The sequence below is a fragment of the Amycolatopsis jiangsuensis genome (assembly GCF_014204865.1).
GTDB classification, from domain to species: Bacteria; Actinomycetota; Actinomycetes; order Mycobacteriales; family Pseudonocardiaceae; genus Amycolatopsis; species Amycolatopsis jiangsuensis.
In genome coordinates this window covers 6,054,307-6,071,535 of sequence record NZ_JACHMG010000001.1, presented here as the reverse complement: position 1 = coordinate 6,071,535, position 17,229 = coordinate 6,054,307, and the positions used below count along the sequence as shown (strand labels likewise).

Genomic DNA, 17,229 nt, shown 5'->3' with positions numbered 1-17,229 from the left:
ATACGATACGGGCCGGTGCCGCGGCGGCCGTCCAGGTGCGGTCCGGTCAGGGCCGCCAGCGGTAGCGGATCCAGCCCGGCACCGGTTCCGCGCCGAGCTGCGCGTAGAACGCCTCGCCCTTCGCGTTGCCCGCCTGCATGTCCCATTCGACGCGGCCGGTGGTGCGGTCGCGCAGGGTGTCGAGCAGTTCCTGGCCGAGCCCGTGCCTGCGATGCTCCGGGCGGACGAACAGGTCGTCCAGCCAGATCCCGGGACGACCCTCCCAGGTGGAGAAGTTCCAGCTGCAGAACGCGAACCCGGCCACCACGTCCGGACGGCCGGGCGGGGTGGACAGCAGCACCCAGGCCTTCGGGTCCGGCCCGAACAGGTGCCCGCTCATCTCGGCACGGTCGAGCTCGAGGTCGTGTTTGTCCTCGTAGACCGCGTGTTCCTCGATCAGCGTGCAGATTTCCTCGACGTCCTCGAAGACGGCGTCGCGTACGGGCATCGGGCGCCCCTTTCCGTTCGGTTTCTGTCGGTGGTGGTGGGTACCGTCGCCCGCATGACCGAGGACGAACGGTTCGAGGATCTCGTCGACCAGTTCCAGTACCTGCCGGACGTCACCCCACCGGGTGCGAGCCGCGGCTTCGGCTCGCATGCGCTGCGGGTGCGCGGCCGGATCTTCGCGATGTTCGTCCGTGGCCGACTGGTGGTGAAGCTGCCGAAGCCGCGGGTGGACACCCTGGTCACCGGGGGCCACGGGGCCCGCTTCGACGCGAACAAGGGGACGCCGATGAAGGAGTGGCTCGCGGTGGATCCGGCGTCGCCGCTGGTGTGGACCGGCCTGGCAAGGGAGGCGATGGATTTCGTCGGCGCAGCGGGTCCGCCGAAACCTGCCCGCCGAAGGAGGTGAGCCACGGCCACCACCCCGCCGGAGGAAGTGAGCCGCGCCGCCACCCCACCGGAAGAGGTAAGCCGCGCCGCCACCCCACCGGAAGAGGTAAGCCGCGCCGCCACCCCACCGGAAGAGGTAAGCCGCGCCGCCACCCCACCGGAAGAGGTAAGCCGCGCCGCCACCCCACCGGAAGAGGTAAGCCGCGCCGCCACCCCACCGGAAGAGGTAAGCCGCGCCGCCACCCTGCCAGTACGACGGCCGGGCCGCCACCCCGCCCGTCGGAGAGGTGAGCCGCGCGCCACCACCCCGCCGGAGGAAGTGAGCCGCGCCGCCACCCCACCGGAGAAGATGGCCGCGCCACCACCCCGCCGGTACGACGGCCGGGCCGGGGCCGGGCGGTCGCGCCCCGGATCGCCTCGCGCGGCTCATCCCGCCTCGTAACGCAGTTCGCCGGCCACCGCTGTCGCCAGCACCCGCGGCTGCTCCATTGTGGACAGCGGGTTCTCCGACAGCGCGACGAAGTCCGACACCTTCCCTGGCTCCAAAGTGCCGAGGTAGGACTCCGCGAAGGTGGCGTACGCCGAGCCGTAGGTGTAGGCCCGCAAGGCTTGCGCGGGGGTCAGCGCCTCGTCCGTGGCGAACGGCGCGCCGGTCGATGTCCGGCGCGCCACCATGTCCGCCAGGCCCAGCAGCGGGGCGCCCTCGACCACCGGGCGGTCGGAGCTGGCCGGGAGCACGCATCCGGCGTCCAGCAGGCTGCGCAGCCGGTAGCACCAGGGCACCCGGGTCTGCCCGAGCGCGGCACGCATGCCGTCGCCCAGCTCGTTGACGAACCTGGCCTGCGGCGACGGGATCAGTCGCAGCCGGGCCAGCCGCGCCAGTTCGGCGGGCGGCAGGACCCCGCAGTGTTCGATCCGGTGCCGGTGGTCCGCGCGCGGCGTCGCGGCCAGCGCGGCTTCGTAGGCGTCCAGCACCACCGTGATCGCCCGGTCGCCGATCGCGTGCGTCGCGATCTGCCAGCCGGCGTCGTGCGCGAGCCGGATGGTCCGCGCCAGCTCCTCTTCCGGCACCTGGAAGTACCCGCGGTTGTCCGGCTCCCCCGCGAACGGCTCGTGCATCGCGCACGTCCGGCCCACCAGCGAACCGTCCGCGAACAGCTTCATCGGCCCGACCCGCAGCCACTCGTCGCCCAGCCCGGTGCGCAGGCCGAGGTCGAGGCCGAAACCGGCGCCGTCCGGCAGGTCGTGCAGCACACTCGCGGACACCATCACCGTGCTCCGCACCCGCAGCACGCCCCGCTCACGCGCCAGCTGGTAGGCGGCCAGCTCGGCGGGCGTCTGCCCGACCAGCCCGCCGCCGATCCCCGCCTCCTGCACGCTCGTGATGCCCTCGGACAGGTAACGCTCGCTCGCCCGGTCCAGGCCACGGACCACGGATTCGATCGGCACCGGGTAGGTCAACGGCCGCAGCAGCAGCTGAGCCTGCTCACGCAGCAACCCGGTGGGCGCGCCCGACGCGTCGAGCACCGCGTCGCCGCCGACCGGCACGTTCGCCAGGTCCAACTGGTCGAGCACGGCGGAGTTGACCACCGTCATGTGGCCCGAGGTGTGCATGAGCCGCACGAGCATGCCCGGGGCCGCCCGGTCCAGCCCGCGGGCGTCCGGATGCTGCCCGCCGGTCAGCTTGTTCTGGTCGTAGCCACTGCCCACGACCCAGCTTCCGACCGGCAGCCCGGCGGCCCGCCGGGCGATCGCGTCGTAGACCTCCTCGACACTGCGGCAGTCACTGAGCGGCACGTCGTCCAGTCCCATGCCGAACCAGGCCATGTGGTTGTGCGCGTCGTGGAAGCCGGGCGCCACGAACGCGCCGCCGAGGTCCACCCGCCGCCGCGCGGACAGCGCCTCCGCGTCCTCCCCCAAGGCCACGATCCGGCCGTGCAGCACGGCCAGCGCACTTTCCCCGGTGACCAGCCGGGCGTTCTCGTACACCACGTCGACCTGCATGGAACTGACCCTATCGATCGATCGATCGAACGTCTAGGCTCGCGTTCATGAGCACCGTGGACCTGGCCGTCGATGGCGGCATCGCGCAGATCCGGCTGAACCGGCCCGAGCGGCTGAACGCGGTCGCGCCCGTACTGGTGGACGACTTCCTCACCGCACTCGACGCCGCCGCCCGCAGCTCCGCCCGCGCGGTGCTGCTGACCGGCAACGGACGGGCGTTCTGCGCGGGGCACGACCTCAAGGAACCCACGCCCGAGGGCGATTCCCGCGCACGGCTGGATCGGCTCCAGGACGTCACCCGGCGGCTGCGGGCTCTGCCGCAGCCGGTGATCGCCGCGGTGCACGGCTACGCGATCGGCGCGGGCGCGGAGTTCGCGCTCGGCTGCGACCTGATCCTGGCCGCCGAGGACGCGGTGTTCGGATTCCCGGAGGTGTCGCTCGGCCTGAGCGTGACCGGCGCCGCCTCGCGATTGCTGCCGCTGCTCGTCGGGCCGCTGCGGGCGAAGGAGCTGCTGTTGCTCGGCGAGCGGTTCGACGGCCGCCGCGCACACGAGTTCGGCCTGGTCAACGCGGCCGTGCCCACGGCAGAGCTGATGCCGCTCGCGCTGGGCTGGGCGGAGAAGATCGCGCAGCATCCGCCGGAGGCCGCCACGATGGCCAAGCGCGCGCTCGACTCCGGTATCGACCACGCCCTCGAATCGGCACTGGAGCTGGAGGTCAGTCATGCGCTGATCACCGAGCACTCGGCCGCGGTCCGGGAGTCCACCGACGCGTTCCGGAGCCGATCGTGAAGGCGGACACGCTCGTCGAGCTGGTCAGCCGCGCCGCGCGGCTCTGGCCGGAACGCACCGCGTGGCTCTTCGACGAGACCGGCGCGCGGTTCACCTTCGCCGACGTCGACGAGCGCAGTGGCCGGTTCGCCGCGGCGTTGCACGAGCTGGGCGTGCGGGCCGGCGACCGGGTCGCCGTGATGCTGCGCAACCAACCCGAATTCCCGTTGCTGTGGCTCGCGCTCGCGAAGCTCGGCGCGGTGCTGGTACCGGTGAACATCAACTACCGCGAGTTCGACGGCGCGCACGTACTGCGCCACTCGGGCGCCCGCTTCGCCGTGGCTGCGGAGGAATTCGTCGAGCTGCTGGAGAACATCGCACCGGGCACGTCTATCGAGCGGGTCCTCACGTCCGGCGCACTGCAGTCGGACAGCTACCGGGAAGCCGACACAGTCGCGGCCGAGCAGCCGATGAACATCCAGTACACCTCGGGCACCACCGGCGCGCCGAAGGGCTGCGTGCTGCCACACCGCTACTGGACCACCCTCGCGAACGGTCTCGTCGCCGACTTCCCCGCGGTCGGCGAGCAGGACGTGCTGCTCACCGCGCAGCCGTTCCACTACATCGATCCACAGTGGAACGTCGCACTCGGCCTCGCCGCCGGGGCGGAACTCGTGGTGCTGGACCGGTTCCACCCGTCGTCCTTCTGGGCCAAGGTGCGCGAGCACGGGGTCACCTGGTTCTACTGTCTCGGCATGATGCCCACGCTGCTGCTGCGCCAGCCGCCGCACCCGGCCGACCGCGACCACCGGGTACGCGCGGTCTGCGCTTCGGCGATCCCGCCGGATCTGCACGCCGAGCTCGAACAGCGGTGGGGCGTGCCGTGGTTCGAGGCGTTCGGGATGACCGAGACGGGCGGGGACATCCGGGTCTCCGAGGCGGACCACGACGCCGTGGTGGGCACCGGCTGCATCGGGCGGCCGACCCGTGACCGCGAGGTGCTGATCGCCGGTGAGGACGGGAACCCGTTGCCCCGTGGGGAAACCGGCGAGCTGCTGATCCGCGGCATCGGCCTGATGCAGGGCTATCACGAAGATCCCGAGGCCACCGCACGCGCCTTCGCCGGCGGCTGGTTCCACACCGGTGACCTCGCGCGGATGGACGACGAGGGGCGTGTCTACTACGTCGGCCGTACGAAGGACATGATCCGGCGCAGCGGGGAGAACGTGTCTGCCGACGAGGTGGAACGCGCGCTGCTGCAACATCCGGCGATCCGCCTCGCGGCCGTGCTGGCGGTTCCCGACGAGCTGCGCGGCGAAGAGGTGAAAGCGTACGTGGTGTGCGCCGGCGAACGTCCGTCACCGGAGGAGCTGGCTGAGTTCTGCGCCGGGCAGCTGGCCTACTTCAAGGTGCCACGGTTCTGGGCGTTCGCCGACGATCTCCCGCTGACACCGTCCGAACGCGTGGCCAAGGGTGAGCTGCGCAAGGTCGCGGATCTGCGCACCGGCGCGTGGGACAGGAGCACCGGACAGTGGCTGTGACCAGTGCCGAACGGGTGCGTGCGGCTGCAGTGAAACTGTTCGCCGCCAAAGGTTTTCACGGCACCGGCATCCGCGATCTCGCACAGGAGGCCGAGCTTTCGTCGGCCACGCTCTATCACTACATGGGCACCAAGGAAGATCTGCTCGTCGAGATCATGACGACCGCGCTGCGCCGGTTGCTCGACGCCGCGGGGAAAGCCACCGCGGGAACCGCCGACCCGGTGGCGCGGCTGCGCACGCTGGTCACCTTGCACGTGCTCGCGCACGCCGTGCAGCCCGGTGAAACCCGCGTGGTGGACAACGAAGTCGACGCGCTGTCGGCTTCCGCGCGTGCCCGCGTGGTCGCGCTGCGGGACGAATACGAAGGACTGTGGGCGCGGATCATCGAAGACGGTGTCGCCCACGGCGTCTTCCACACCGACCGTCCCGCGGTGACCAGGCTGGCATTGCTGGAAATGTGCAGTGGCGTGGCCCGCTGGTACTCACCGCACGGACCGCTGCGGCTGGAAGAGCTGTCCACGCACTACGCGGAACTGACGTTGCGCGCCCTCGGTGGCCCCGCCGGCACGGTGCGCGCGGACGAGGCCCGCCACTGCCTCGAAGTGGTCGCCCAGGTGTGGGATGTGCCTGTTCAGCCCGGCAATTAGCGGCGCACGCCTTGCCCCGGCGGCTAACCTGGGGGACGCTCGAAGGGTGAACGAGGAAACGATCCAACTCGAACTGGACGACTCGGGTCTCGCACCTGGCCTGCCTGCTCCCTCTCACCCCCTCGATCAGGTCCAGGACGTGCCGTATCGACCGGTCGAGTTCCGCGACGACGATCTGCCTGCCGCACTGGAGCGTTGTTCCGTGTGGCTGCGTCAGGCGCAGGAGTGGCTCGGTGAACCGCTCGACGTGCTCGCGATCCACTTGGACTACGACGAACGTCAGGGTTCGCCCTACTACGATCTGAAGGTGCTCTGCAACGAGGAAGATCTCGCCGGAGTCCCGATCGCGCTTCGCAACAACACCAGGTAACACCCGTACCTTCGCCGCGGAGGCCCTCCCGATTCCGGGAGGGCCTCCGCCGCGTTTCACCGGCCCCGGTTTCCGCGCCGTTCCCGTGACAACGCCCGCGCGTACCGGGAAGATCGGGGACGGACGAGGAGGGTGACACGTGACAGAGATCGTGGTCCGCTGGTCGCAACCGCTGCCGGTGGCCGAACGCCACCTGCGGGTGCTCGACGACATCGAACGCGGCCGGTTCGAGGCCTACCGGCAGGAGATCGACCGGCGCCGGTTCCTGACCGGGCGGGTGCTCGCGAAGACACTCACCGCGCAACGGCTCGGCGGCGCACCGGAGGACGTGCGCTTCGATTCGACCTGTGCGGACTGCGGTAAACCCCACGGCCGCCCCCGGGTACCGGGGTCGGAACTGGTGCTGTCGATCTCCCATTCGGGCGAGCTGATCGGTCTCGCGGCCACCGACGGCGTACCGCTGGGCCTCGACGTGGAGACGTCGAACCGCAAGGCGGACGCGTCGCTGGTCGAGTACGCGCTGAGCCCGGCCGAGCGCCAGGCCGTCGCGGGGCTGTCCGACGACGAGCGTTCCGCGGCGTTCTTCGTGTACTGGACCCGCAAGGAAGCCGTGATGAAGGCGACCGGCAAGGGGTTGAAGATCCCCCTGCAGAGCATCACGTTCTCGCGCTACGACGGGCCGGCGGAGCTGGTCGCCTCCGGCGACCCGGCGCTGGACCCGGCCCGTACCCGGCTGGCCGACCTCAAGGCCGCCGAGGGCCACCGAGCCGCCGTCGCCGCGCTGACCACCGAGCCACTGGACGTGACCGAGGAGCACTGGCTGCCCTGACCTCCTGGCGGGTGGCGGTGGTCACGCCGCGGCCACTCGCTAGGAGCCGTCGTCGAGGCCCATCGCGGCGAGCAGCGTGCCGAACTTCGCCACGGTCTCCCGGTACTCCGCGTCCGGATCGGAGGCGGGCACGATGCCGCCGCCCGCGTACAGGCGCATCGTCCGCTCGGCGACCTGGGCGCAGCGGACCACCACGGCCCATTCGCCGTCCCCGGCCGCGTCGACCCAGCCGACGGTCCCGGCGTAGTAGCCGCGGTCGAACGGCTCCAGCTCCTGTTCCAGCGCACGCGCGCCGGCCGTGGGGGTACCGCAGATGGCCGGCGTCGGATGCAGGGCCGCGGCGAGGTCCAGTGCGGTCACCGAACGGTCCACCAGCTCACCGGTGATCGCCGTGCGCAGATGCCAGATCGCCGGGGTGGACACCAGCTCCGGGCCGTCCGGCACGTCCAGCCTGCGGCAGAACGGCCGCAGCGCCTCGACCACGTACTCGATGACCACGGCGTGCTCTTCCTGGTCCTTGGCCGAGGCCAGGAGCGCCTCGCCGTTCGCCCGGTCGGCGGCCGGATCGGCGGACCGCGGCATGGAACCGGCGTGCGGCGTGGTGAACACCGAGTCACCGGCGCGGGAGAGCAGCAGCTCCGGAGTGGCACCGACCAGGGTGCGGCCGTCGGGCAGCTCGGCGGCGTAGGTGTGGTGGCGGGGGTTCCCGCGGGCCAGGTTGCGCACGATTCCCTCGACCGGGATCGGCGCCTCGAACTCGAGCTCCAGCGCGCGGGCCAGCACGGCCTTGCGCAGGCCCCGCTCCTCGAGCGCGGCGACCGCGGCACGGACGTTGGCGCGGTGTCCCTCAGCCGAGGGCAGCCGCCGCGTGGTCACCGGAGCGGGCAGCTGTGCAGCGGGCGGCGCGGCCGGAGTTTCGGCTTCGGCCTGGGCGCGGTGCAGCGTGCGGGGCAGGACGAGATGCCCGGACACGGTGGTGTCCGGGCCGGTGTCGAACGGCAGCGCCCCGACCGCCAGCGGCACGCCGGTGCGCTCGAGCTCGGCAGCCACCCGCCGGGCCAGCCGGCGCGGGTCGCGGTCGGTCACGGACGCGAGCACGCCCTGCGCGAGCAGCGCCCGCCGGGCCGTCGCCAACAGGAAGTCGCCCCGCTGGTAGCGGAGGGTGGTTTCGACCGGGGTCGCCGGTGCGGTACTGGTCGGCACCCTCCCAGCGTCCCAGGATCCGGGAGCCCGCGGGGAAAGTGTTGCCGGAAGAACACCTCCGGCACACCTTCCCCGCGGCCGTCCGGATGACCGGACGCGGACCGAGCGTTACTTGAGCGCGGCGATCAGCGCTTCGCGCTGCCGCTCGCCCAGGCCGGCGGCCCGCCGGTCGGGGTCGATCCCGGCCTGCTCGAGCAGGGCGGTGACCTTGACCGCACCGAGCCCCGGCACGGCCTTGAGGAGCTGGGTGACCTTCGTCTTGCCGATGGTCTTGTTCTCCTTGGCCTGCTTGAGCACCGATTCGATGGTCTCCTTGCCGGCCTTGATCGAAGCGAGCAGCTCCGAACGCGCCTTACGAGCCTCTGCCGCCTTGGCAAGGGCCTCGGCGCGCTGCTCCGGAGTCAACGTGGGCAGAGCCAACGTAGTGTCCTTTCTTCTCACGTCTCCGCTTCCGCGGCCGACGGCTTCCACCGCGTGCTTGCAAGCGCAAGCGCTGGCCAGCCGTCACTTACCACGGCCCCAGTAAACGCCACGTGCCCGCGGGATGCGCAACCGACACGCACTTATCACCCGCCGTCCACCGGTCGGCGACGGAGTGAAGGGACCCCTCACGACCTGTGCAAACGGTGCGAACGGCCAATTCGCTCCGCTATTGCCTCACCCGAACGGGAAGCTATTTCCGTACAGTTACCACAAGGTATTTTCTTGTCCCGCAACGAGAATCACGGTCGGAGTTGATCAAGGGCGCCGACGGGGACCACCCGGTGTGGGTGAGCCGGCGGCCGGGCTGTGGCCAGAAGTTGACCGTGCCCGCCGCGACCGATCCGGATTAGAGTCGGCGGCACCCCAGTTCACCGGCGAACGAGCACCACGGGAGTCACCCATGTTGAGCACGATGCAGGACGGGCAGCTGTCGCTGGCGAAGCTGCTGCGGCACGGAACGAAGGTGCACGCAGCGAGCGAGGTCATCACCTGGACCGGTTCAGAGGCCCGCCGCGAGACGTATGCCGACCTCGGCAGGCATGCCGCGCGGCTGGCCAACGCGCTGCGCGGCCTCGGCGTGACCGGGGACCAGCGGGTCGGCACGTTCATGTGGAACAACGCCGAGCACCTTGCCGCCTACCTGGCGGTTCCGGCGATGGGGGCGGTGCTGCACACCCTCAACATCCGGTTGTTCCCCGAGCAGCTCACCTTCGTCGCGAACCACGCCGAGGACCACGTCGTGATCGTCGACGGCACGCTGGTCCCGCTGCTGGCGAAGAACCTGGCCTGGATGAAGACGGTCAAGCACGTGATCGTGGCCAACGGCGACGCCTCCGCCCTGGCCGCGCCCGAGGGCGTCACCGTGCACGCCTACGACGAGCTGCTGGCCGGCCAGTCCGACGAGTTCGCCTGGCCGGAGATCGACGAGCACGCCGCGGCCGCGATGTGTTACACGTCGGGCACCACGGGTGACCCGAAGGGCGTGGTGTACTCGCACCGGTCGATCTGGCTGCACTCGATGCAGGTGTGCATGAGCGACAGCATGCGGCTGGCCCAGGAGGACACCGCGCTGGCGATCGTGCCGATGTTCCACGCGATGTCGTGGGGCCTGCCGTACGCGGCGCTGATGGTGGGTGCGTCGCTGTTGATGCCGGACCGGTTCCTGCAACCGGCGCCGATCGCCGCGCTGCTGGCGGCGGAGAAGCCGACGTTCGCCGCGGCCGTGCCGACCATCTGGCAGGGCCTGCTGTCCCACCTCGACGCGAACCCGCAGGACATCAGCCACCTGCGTGAGGTCGTGGTCGGCGGTTCGGCAGCGCCGCCGTCGTTGATGCACGCCTTCGAGGAGCGCTACGGCGTGCCGATCCTGCACGCGTGGGGCATGACCGAGACGTCACCGCTGGGCAGCGTGGCTCGTCCGCCCGCGGACTCGACCGGCGACGACCGGTGGGCCTACCGCTACACCCAGGGCCGTTTCCCGGCCTCGGTCGCCGCCCGGCTGATCGGCGACAACGGTGCGGAACTGCACTGGGACGAAGAGGCCGTGGGCGAACTGGAGGTCTCCGGGCCGTGGATCGCCGGGAGTTACTACGGAGGCAGCGACGGTGCTCCCACGCCGGATCCGGAGAAGTTCCACGAGGGCTGGCTCCGCACCGGCGACGTCGGCAAGATCAGCCCGGACGGCTTCCTGACCCTCACCGACCGGGCCAAGGACGTGATCAAGTCCGGTGGCGAGTGGATCTCGTCGGTCGATCTGGAGAACCAGGTGATGGGCCACCCGGCGGTCGCGGAAGCCGCGGTGGTCGGCATCCCGGACGAGAAGTGGGACGAACGCCCGTTGGTGGCGGTCGTGGTCAAGGAAGGCGAGACGGTCACCGCCGAACAGCTGCGTGACTACCTGACCGGCAAGGTCGCGAAGTGGCAGCTCCCGGAGAACTGGACCTTCGTCCCGGAAGTCCCGAAAACCAGCGTCGGCAAGTTCGACAAGAAACGCATCCGCGCGTCCTACTCGGAAGGAGAACTGGACATCTCCCACTTCTGACGGTCTCGGGGCCCGGAGCATGCCCCGCTCCTCCGGCGTGCCGGCCTTCCGGCGACCCGGCCGGCACGCCGGAGAGCCCGGCACGCCGGGGCCCGGTCGCCGGAGGGCCCGGTCGCCGGAGGGCCCGGTCGCCGATGGCTCGAGTGCCGCAGGGCCGAATGCCGGAGGGCCGGATGCCGGAGTGGTCGGATCTCGGAGGGCCGGATGCTGCAGCGCTGGATGCCGGCGGGCCGGATACTGCAGGGCCGGGTCTCGGAGGGCCGGATGCTGCATAGCCCGGTCCCGAGGGCCGAATCTCGGGCGGCCGGAAGCTGCATGCAGGGCCGAGGGCCGGAAGCTGCATGCAGGGCCGACGGCCGGAAGCTGCAGGGCTGGATGCCGGAAGGGCCGGATCTCGGCGGGCCGGGTGCCGGGCAGTCCCGCGCATGCGGCGGGCTGACTGCGGCACGGGCGGCGGACCAGCGGGGGATTTCCCGGCTGAGGATCGCGGAGGCCCGCTGAGTACCGTGGATGCCCGCTGAGGCCCTTCTCACCCCACCGGCTCCGCCCTTTTCCGGCGAGTTGGTCGTGCCGTGCCGGGCACCTTGGGGGAATCTATGGTCCGCAAGGTCCCTGCACGGCCGAGTCGGAGGAGAACGGGGATGCAGCAGCGCAACAGGAGAGCCTTCCTCTCGCTGGCCGGGACGGCCGCGGTCGGCGCGGTGGCGGCGTGCGGGTCGAACACCGGCCGGCCGGGTGATCCGCCGCCGTCCACCGCGAAGTCCGCGGGTGCGGCGCCCTCGACGGCCGCTGCCCGGGTCGACCTGCAGCAGTGGTACCACGCCTACGGCGAGGAGGGCGTGCAGGAGGCGGTCAAGAACTACGCCGCCTCGTATCCTGGCGCCGAGGTCAAGGTCCAGTGGAACCCCGGGGACTACGACTCGAAGATCGTCACCGCACTGCAGAACAGCGCCGTGCCCGACGTGTTCGAGGCGCAGGTGAAGATCGACTGGGTACGCCAGGGCCAGGTGGTCGCGCTCGACGATCTCGTCGCGCCGGTGAAGAACGACTTCAGCCCGGCAGTGCTCGCCGCGCAGACCGTCGAGGGCAAGGTCTACGGCATCCCGCAAGCGACCGATACGCAGGTGCTCTTCTACCGCAAGAGCCTCCTGCAGGCCGCGGGAGTACGGCCGCCGCAGACCGTGGACGAGCTGATCGACGCCGCGGGCAAGCTGACCAAGGACGGCGTCAAGGGCCTGTTCGCGGGCAACGACGGCGGAGTGGGCACACTGACCGGTCCGCTGATGTGGTCGGCCGGACTGGACTACCTCAAGAACGACAACCGGGAGGTCGGCTTCGACGATCCCCGAGCGGCCACCGCGTTCGGCAAGCTGCACACGCTCAACAGCAACGGTTCGCTGCTGCTCGGAGCGCCCGCGGACTGGTCGGATCCCAGTGCGTTCATCGACGGGCTCTGCGCCATGCAGTGGACCGGGCTGTGGAACGTCCCCAAGGTCCGCGACGCACTGAACGACGACTTCGCCGTACTCCCCTTCCCCAAGCTGGACGACAGTGGCGCGCCCTCGGTGCCGGTCGGCGCCTACGGCGCGATGGTCAACGCGAAGAGCGCGCACGTGAAGGAAGCCAAGGCGTTCGTGAAGTGGCTCTGGATCGACCAGACGAAAGACCAGCTCGAGTTCGCCACCCGCTACGGATTCCATGTGCCCGCACGGCAGAGCCTGATCGACAAGGCGGACACCCTGCGCTCCGGCCCGGCCGCCGACGTCGTCGGTCTCCTGAAAGACCACAGCCACCTCGTCGGCGGTCCAGTGTGGACACAGGCGGCGAACACCGCGTTGTCCGACGCGGTGGCGAAGATCGCCAAGGAAGGCGCCGATCCGGCAGCGCAGACGAAGGCCGCGGTCACCGTCGCGCAGAACGAGCTGAAGCGTCTCTTCGGATGACGCTGCGAGCCCGTCCGCTTTCCCGGCAGGCCCGCAACACCTTGGCGTTCTGGGGCTTCGTCGGCCCGTTCCTGATCGGGCTCGCGGTGTTCGGCTACCTGCCGATCGGGTGGAGCCTGTACCTGTCGTTCTTCGACGCGCGCAACACCGTGACCCCGAGCGTGTTCGTGGGCCTCGACAACTACGTGCACATGCTGAGCGACGGCCCGTTCCTGGCCAGCCTCGGCACCTTCAGCGCGTTCGCGGTGTTCATCGTGCCGCTCACGTTCGTACTGTCCCTCGCGCTGGCGCTCGGTGTGCACCAGCTGAAGTTCGCGCAGACGTTCTTCCGGTCGGTGTTCTTCCTGCCCTTCGCGTGCTCGTACGTGGTGGCCTCGCTGATCTGGAAGACGTCCCTGTTCTCCGGAGTCCGGTACGGACTCGCGAACACGGTGCTCGGACTCTTCGGCGTGGACCCGGTGGCGTGGACCGGCACCGTGCATCCCCCGCTGTACTGGGTGGTGCTGGTGACCGCGCGGCTGTGGCTGCAACTGGGCTTCTACCTGATCCTCTTCCTCGCCGCCCTGCAACGGATTCCGCGTCAGCTCTACGAGGCGGCCTGGCTGGACGGGGCGAAACCGGGCTGGCAGGTCTTCCGGCACATCACGCTGCCGCAGCTGCGCGCGACGTCGGTGGCGGTGCTGCTGCTCAACCTGATCAATGCCTACCAGGCGTTCGACGAGTTCTACAACATCCTCGGCGATTCGCGTGGCTATCCGCCGTTCGCCCGGCCACCGCTGGTCTACCTCTACTACACCTCGCTCGGCTCCGGCGGCCAGGACCTCGGCCGGGGCAGTGCGGGCGCGATGATCCTGGCCGTGCTGATCGCGCTGGTCACCTTGCTGCAGGGCAGGCTCTTCCGCTTCGATCGGAGTGCGACGTGATCCGTGCGATCCTGCGCTGGGGCGCGCTGGTGGTGGCCGCCGTACTGTTCCTGGTGCCGTTCTACCTGTTGCTGCGCAACGGTCTTTCGTCGCGAGCGGAGATCACCGCACCCGGCTGGACGTTCTGGCCGGAGCGGGTGCACTGGGAGAACTTCGGCCGGCTCTTCGACCAGCAGGACGTGCCGTTCGCCCGCAGCCTGCTGAACTCGGCGATCGTCGCGGTGCTGCAGACGGTGGGGCTGCTGCTGATCTCCTCGCTGGCCGGCTACGGGCTCGCCCGCATTCCCTACCGTTATTCGAAACCGGTCTTCTACGCGGTGCTCGGGACGCTGATGATCCCGGCTTCGGTGACCTTTGTGCCGAGTTTCGTGGTGGTCTCGACGCTCGGCTGGCTCTCGGATTTCCGCGGCCTGGTGATCCCTGGGCTGTTCAGCGCGTTCAGCGTGTTCCTGTTCCGGCAGTACTTCCTGGACTTCCCGAAGGAGCTGGAGGACGCCGGGCAGGTGGACGGCCTGACCCGCTGGGGCGTGTTCCGCCGGATCGTGGTGCCCAACTCGCGGGGCTTCTTCGCCGCCATCGCGGTGATCACCGTGATCGGCAGCTGGAACGCGTTCCTGTGGCCGCTGATCATCGCGCAGGATCCGGACTCCTGGACCGTGCAGGTCGCACTGTCCGGTCTGCTGACCGCGCAGAACCCGCAGCTGGACCTGCTCTTCCTGGCCGCCGCGCTGTCGATCCTGCCGATCGTGGCGCTGTTCGCCTTCCTGCAGCGTTACCTGGTGCGCGGCGTGACGGAATCGGGCCTGAAGGGCTGAGCCCGGCGCGGTCACCGAATCCGGGCCGAAATACGCGAACCGCGTAACAGGACCTTCCCGACGTGCGAGTATCCCAGCGTCGACCCAGATCAGGAGCACGTCATGAGCAACCCGTACCAGCCGCCGTCCTATCCCGGCCCGCAGCAGCAGCCGGTGCCCTACGGGCAGTACGGCCCGCCCTCCCCGTACGGGATGCCCTACGCCCCGCCACCGCGCACCAGCGGGCTCGCGATCGCCGGCATGGTCGTCGGGATCGTCGCGTTGCTCGGGTTCTGGATCCCGTTCTTCGACATCGTCGCCGCGGTGGCCGCGATCGGCCTGTCCTGGGGCGGCATGGTGCAGGCGGGCAAACCCGGCTGGACCGGACAGGGCATGGGCATCGCGGGCCTGGTCTGTGGCATCCTCGCGGCCATCCCCGCGGTGATCTTCCTCGTGCTGTTCATCGTCTCGCTGGCGGCGGCGGGCACGTCCTGCGCGTTCTACTGCTGACCCACTTTCGGCGGTAACCGAGCCCCGGCCGTTGTGACACAGTCACCCCCGTTGTCACGAAAACATGAGACAGCTTCGCGTTTCGCGAGCAGGCGGCAGGGGAGCGAAGATGGCCGGGCTGACCAGGCGGAGGTTCACCACGGCGGGCGCCGCCGGCGCCGGGCTGCTGCTGTGCACGCCGACGGCGAACGCGCTGGACCGGGCGTTGCGGCGGACGGCGAGCCGGGCCGTGGCTACCGCGGGCACCACGCTGGAGCAGGTCGCCACGGCGGTCTCGCCCGGCACCACGGCCTACTCCCGGCTCACCGGCGGCCCTGGCTGGCCGCTGGTCGTGCGCTCGGACCTGGTCGCCGCGCCGTCCGGCCGAGACGACCGGCGGACGGCGCTCGGGTCGTTCGTGCAGTTCACCGACCTGCACATCACCGACACCGAGTCCCCGGCACGGTTCGAGTACCTGCACCCGTTCATCGGCTCCGCGCACCGGCCGCAGGAGGCGCTCGGCGCGGTGGCGACCAGCGCACTGGTCCGGCGGGTGAACAGCCTGCGCGCGGGCCCGTTCACCGGCCGTCCGTTCGACTTCGTGGTGACCACCGGCGACAACTCGGACAACCACGAGCTGATCGAGCTGGACTGGTTCCTGACCACCCTCAACGGTGGTGCGCTCACCCCGAACTCCGGCGACCCGGCGCGGTACGAGGGCGTGCAGTCCTCCGGCAACGCCGAGTTCTGGAACCCGGCGGCGAAACTCGCCGACGCGTACACGGAGAAGGGATTTCCGCAGGTTCCCGGCCTGCTCGAGGCCGCCATCGCGCCGTTCACCGCGCCTGGACTGGACGTGCCGTGGTACTGCACGTTCGGCAACCACGACGACAGCGTGGTGGGCACTCTGCCGGAGGGGATCCCTGGGATCGAAGCCTGGTACACCGGCAGGTACAAGGTGATCGGCAAGGACGAGAGCACCAAGGCGAAGCTCGGCAAGGCGATCAATCGCGGCCGGAGCGTGCCGCTCGGCGAGCTGTTCGGCGGCAGCGGCACCATTCGCGAGGTCACCCCGGACGCGCGCCGGCACCCGTTCAGCACCGCGCAGTTCGTGCGGGCGCACCTCGACCCCGCGAACGCCGGCCCCGGCCCGCACGGGCACGGGTTCACCGAAGCCAACGCCGACGGCCGCGACGTCTACTACACGTTCCGGATCGCTCCCGGCGTGACCGGTATCAGCCTCGACACCACCACCCAGGGCGGATTCGCCGACGGGTCGATCGGCCTCGGCCAGTACACCTGGCTGGAAAACACGCTCAAGCGCGGCAGCTCCACCTACTACGACTTCTTCGGCGCCCAACGCACCCAGCAGGTCACCGACGAGCTGTTCGTCCTGTTCAGCCACCACACCAGCGACACCATGGGCAATCCGCTGCCGGACGGCAGGCACCCGCTGGAGCCGCGGCTGAACGGCGACGCGTTCGTCACGCTGCTCGGCCGGTTCCCGAACGTGGTGGCGTGGGTCAACGGGCACACCCACCTGAACAAGATCACCCCGCACGTGGGCAGGACACCGGCGCAGAGCTTCTGGGAGATCAACACCGCCAGCCACGTCGACTTCCCGCAGCACGCCAGGGTGATCGAACTCGCCGACAACCACGACGGCACGCTGTCGCTGTTCACCACGCTGATCGAGGCCGACGCTCCGTATGCCGCCGACTATGCGACGAGCACCCCGGAAGGGCTCGCGTCGCTGTACCGCGAGTTCTCCTACAACGACATCCACGTGGACCTCGACCGCGTCGGCGGCGAAGGCGACCACAACACCGAGCTGCTGCTGACGAATCCGCTCGGTTGATTACCCGCGGGGTCATCGACGCCAGGCCGCACGCACGGTTGACTGTCCGGTATGACCGACGTCGAGGGCACCGAGCTGTTCCACCGCACCATGCCGTTCAGCGAACGGCTCGGCATCGAGGTCCTGGAACACGGACCGGACCTCGTCCGCAGCCGGCTCGCCTGGGCGGATTCGCTGTGCACGCTGGGTGGCGTACTGCACGGCGGGGTCCTGATGGCGCTCGCCGACTCCACCGGCGCGGTCTGCGCTTTCCTGAACCTGCCCGAGGGAGCACAGGGCACCACCACGCTGGAGTCGAAGACGAACTTCCTGCGCGGCGTCCGTTCGGGCTACGCCACTGCGTCGTCCAGACCACTGCACACCGGGCGGCGGGTGGTCGTGGTGGAGACCGAAATCCACGACGACGCAGGGAAACTCGTCGCGAAGGTGACCCAGACCCAGGCCGTACTCTGAGGAGAGGT

17 protein-coding genes are annotated in these 17,229 nt (G+C 70.2%); 13 read left to right on the top strand and 4 right to left on the bottom strand.

Annotated features, from left to right (window positions below; all coding sequences use genetic code 11):
• Positions 1-46: 46 nt before the first annotated feature.
• A complete protein-coding gene (locus tag BJY18_RS27575; protein ID WP_184782835.1) occupies positions 47-487 on the bottom strand; it encodes a GNAT family N-acetyltransferase in 441 nt (146 codons plus the stop codon).
• A gap of 54 nt (positions 488-541) precedes the next feature.
• Here BJY18_RS27575 and BJY18_RS37060 point away from each other — a divergent pair, with 54 nt between their 5' ends.
• Complete coding sequence (locus BJY18_RS37060; protein ID WP_184782834.1) at positions 542-892, top strand: hypothetical protein; 351 nt, start codon at positions 542-544, stop codon at positions 890-892.
• Between the two features lie 407 nt (positions 893-1,299).
• Here the strand turns inward: BJY18_RS37060 and BJY18_RS27565 are convergent, their stop codons facing one another.
• Complete coding sequence (locus BJY18_RS27565) at positions 1,300-2,877, bottom strand: amidohydrolase (protein WP_184782833.1); 1,578 nt, start codon at positions 2,875-2,877, stop codon at positions 1,300-1,302.
• Positions 2,878-2,924: 47 nt separating this feature from the next.
• Here BJY18_RS27565 and BJY18_RS27560 point away from each other — a divergent pair, with 47 nt between their 5' ends.
• From BJY18_RS27560 to BJY18_RS27540, 5 genes are all read left to right on the top strand, one after another.
• Positions 2,925-3,668 carry an enoyl-CoA hydratase/isomerase family protein gene (locus BJY18_RS27560; RefSeq protein ID WP_184782832.1) on the top strand — a complete coding sequence of 248 codons (744 nt, stop codon included), beginning with the start codon at positions 2,925-2,927 and terminating at the stop codon, positions 3,666-3,668.
• Complete coding sequence (locus BJY18_RS27555) at positions 3,665-5,188, top strand: ATP-dependent acyl-CoA ligase (RefSeq protein WP_312873977.1); 1,524 nt, start codon at positions 3,665-3,667, stop codon at positions 5,186-5,188. The genes BJY18_RS27560 and BJY18_RS27555 overlap by 4 nt, the downstream gene beginning before the upstream one ends.
• Positions 5,185-5,835, top strand: a complete 651-nt coding sequence (locus tag BJY18_RS27550; protein WP_184784880.1) for a TetR/AcrR family transcriptional regulator — start codon at positions 5,185-5,187, stop codon at positions 5,833-5,835. The genes BJY18_RS27555 and BJY18_RS27550 overlap by 4 nt, the downstream gene beginning before the upstream one ends.
• A gap of 46 nt (positions 5,836-5,881) precedes the next feature.
• A complete protein-coding gene (locus tag BJY18_RS27545; RefSeq protein ID WP_184782831.1) occupies positions 5,882-6,205 on the top strand; it encodes a hypothetical protein in 324 nt (107 codons plus the stop codon).
• 139 nt (positions 6,206-6,344) lie between these two features.
• Positions 6,345-7,034, top strand: a complete 690-nt coding sequence (locus BJY18_RS27540) for a 4'-phosphopantetheinyl transferase family protein (protein WP_184782830.1) — start codon at positions 6,345-6,347, stop codon at positions 7,032-7,034.
• 39 nt (positions 7,035-7,073) lie between these two features.
• On the opposite strand, the gene BJY18_RS27535 is transcribed toward BJY18_RS27540, so the two are convergent.
• Complete coding sequence (locus BJY18_RS27535; RefSeq protein WP_184782829.1) at positions 7,074-8,237, bottom strand: isochorismate synthase; 1,164 nt, start codon at positions 8,235-8,237, stop codon at positions 7,074-7,076.
• A gap of 108 nt (positions 8,238-8,345) precedes the next feature.
• Positions 8,346-8,657, bottom strand: coding sequence for an integration host factor, actinobacterial type (mihF, locus tag BJY18_RS27530; protein WP_184782828.1), 312 nt, complete (start codon positions 8,655-8,657; stop codon positions 8,346-8,348).
• Between the two features lie 463 nt (positions 8,658-9,120).
• Between mihF and BJY18_RS27525 the strand changes: the two genes are divergently transcribed.
• The 7 genes from BJY18_RS27525 (at position 9,121) to BJY18_RS27495 (ending at position 17,221) form a co-directional block, all read left to right on the top strand.
• The gene (locus BJY18_RS27525) at positions 9,121-10,761 is read left to right on the top strand and encodes a long-chain fatty acid--CoA ligase (protein ID WP_184782827.1); all 1,641 of its coding nucleotides are present in this window, start codon (positions 9,121-9,123) and stop codon (positions 10,759-10,761) included.
• 641 nt (positions 10,762-11,402) lie between these two features.
• On the top strand, positions 11,403-12,704 hold the full coding sequence (locus tag BJY18_RS27520) for an ABC transporter substrate-binding protein (RefSeq protein WP_184782826.1): 1,302 nt from the start codon (positions 11,403-11,405) through the stop codon (positions 12,702-12,704).
• Positions 12,701-13,627 (top strand): carbohydrate ABC transporter permease, encoded by a 927-nt coding sequence (locus BJY18_RS27515; RefSeq protein ID WP_184782825.1) that lies wholly within the window; start codon positions 12,701-12,703, stop codon positions 13,625-13,627. The genes BJY18_RS27520 and BJY18_RS27515 overlap by 4 nt, the downstream gene beginning before the upstream one ends.
• On the top strand, positions 13,624-14,442 hold the full coding sequence (locus BJY18_RS27510) for a carbohydrate ABC transporter permease (protein ID WP_312873976.1): 819 nt from the start codon (positions 13,624-13,626) through the stop codon (positions 14,440-14,442). The genes BJY18_RS27515 and BJY18_RS27510 overlap by 4 nt, the downstream gene beginning before the upstream one ends.
• Positions 14,443-14,544: 102 nt before the next feature.
• Positions 14,545-14,931, top strand: coding sequence for a DUF4190 domain-containing protein (locus tag BJY18_RS27505; RefSeq protein WP_184782824.1), 387 nt, complete (start codon positions 14,545-14,547; stop codon positions 14,929-14,931).
• Positions 14,932-15,040: 109 nt separating this feature from the next.
• The gene (locus BJY18_RS27500) at positions 15,041-16,768 is read left to right on the top strand and encodes a TIGR03767 family metallophosphoesterase (protein ID WP_184782823.1); all 1,728 of its coding nucleotides are present in this window, start codon (positions 15,041-15,043) and stop codon (positions 16,766-16,768) included.
• 51 nt (positions 16,769-16,819) lie between these two features.
• The gene (locus BJY18_RS27495; RefSeq protein ID WP_184782822.1) at positions 16,820-17,221 is read left to right on the top strand and encodes a PaaI family thioesterase; all 402 of its coding nucleotides are present in this window, start codon (positions 16,820-16,822) and stop codon (positions 17,219-17,221) included.
• The last annotated feature ends 8 nt before the right edge of the window (positions 17,222-17,229 follow it).

Bases quoted from the DNA above. Each gene is read 5' to 3' on its own strand.
- BJY18_RS37060 (WP_184782834.1), top strand. From the start codon at position 542: ATGACCGAGGACGAACGGTTCGAGGATCTCGTCGACCAGTTCCAGTAC.
- BJY18_RS27565 (WP_184782833.1), bottom strand. From the start codon at position 2,877: ATGCAGGTCGACGTGGTGTACGAGAACGCCCGGCTGGTCACCGGGGAA.
- BJY18_RS27575 (WP_184782835.1), bottom strand. From the start codon at position 487: ATGCCCGTACGCGACGCCGTCTTCGAGGACGTCGAGGAAATCTGCACG.
- BJY18_RS27520 (WP_184782826.1), top strand. From the start codon at position 11,403: ATGCAGCAGCGCAACAGGAGAGCCTTCCTCTCGCTGGCCGGGACGGCC.
- BJY18_RS27500 (WP_184782823.1), top strand. From the start codon at position 15,041: ATGGCCGGGCTGACCAGGCGGAGGTTCACCACGGCGGGCGCCGCCGGC.
- BJY18_RS27515 (WP_184782825.1), top strand. From the start codon at position 12,701: ATGACGCTGCGAGCCCGTCCGCTTTCCCGGCAGGCCCGCAACACCTTG.
- BJY18_RS27525 (WP_184782827.1), top strand. From the start codon at position 9,121: ATGTTGAGCACGATGCAGGACGGGCAGCTGTCGCTGGCGAAGCTGCTG.
- BJY18_RS27505 (WP_184782824.1), top strand. From the start codon at position 14,545: ATGAGCAACCCGTACCAGCCGCCGTCCTATCCCGGCCCGCAGCAGCAG.
- BJY18_RS27560 (WP_184782832.1), top strand. From the start codon at position 2,925: ATGAGCACCGTGGACCTGGCCGTCGATGGCGGCATCGCGCAGATCCGG.
- BJY18_RS27495 (WP_184782822.1), top strand. From the start codon at position 16,820: ATGACCGACGTCGAGGGCACCGAGCTGTTCCACCGCACCATGCCGTTC.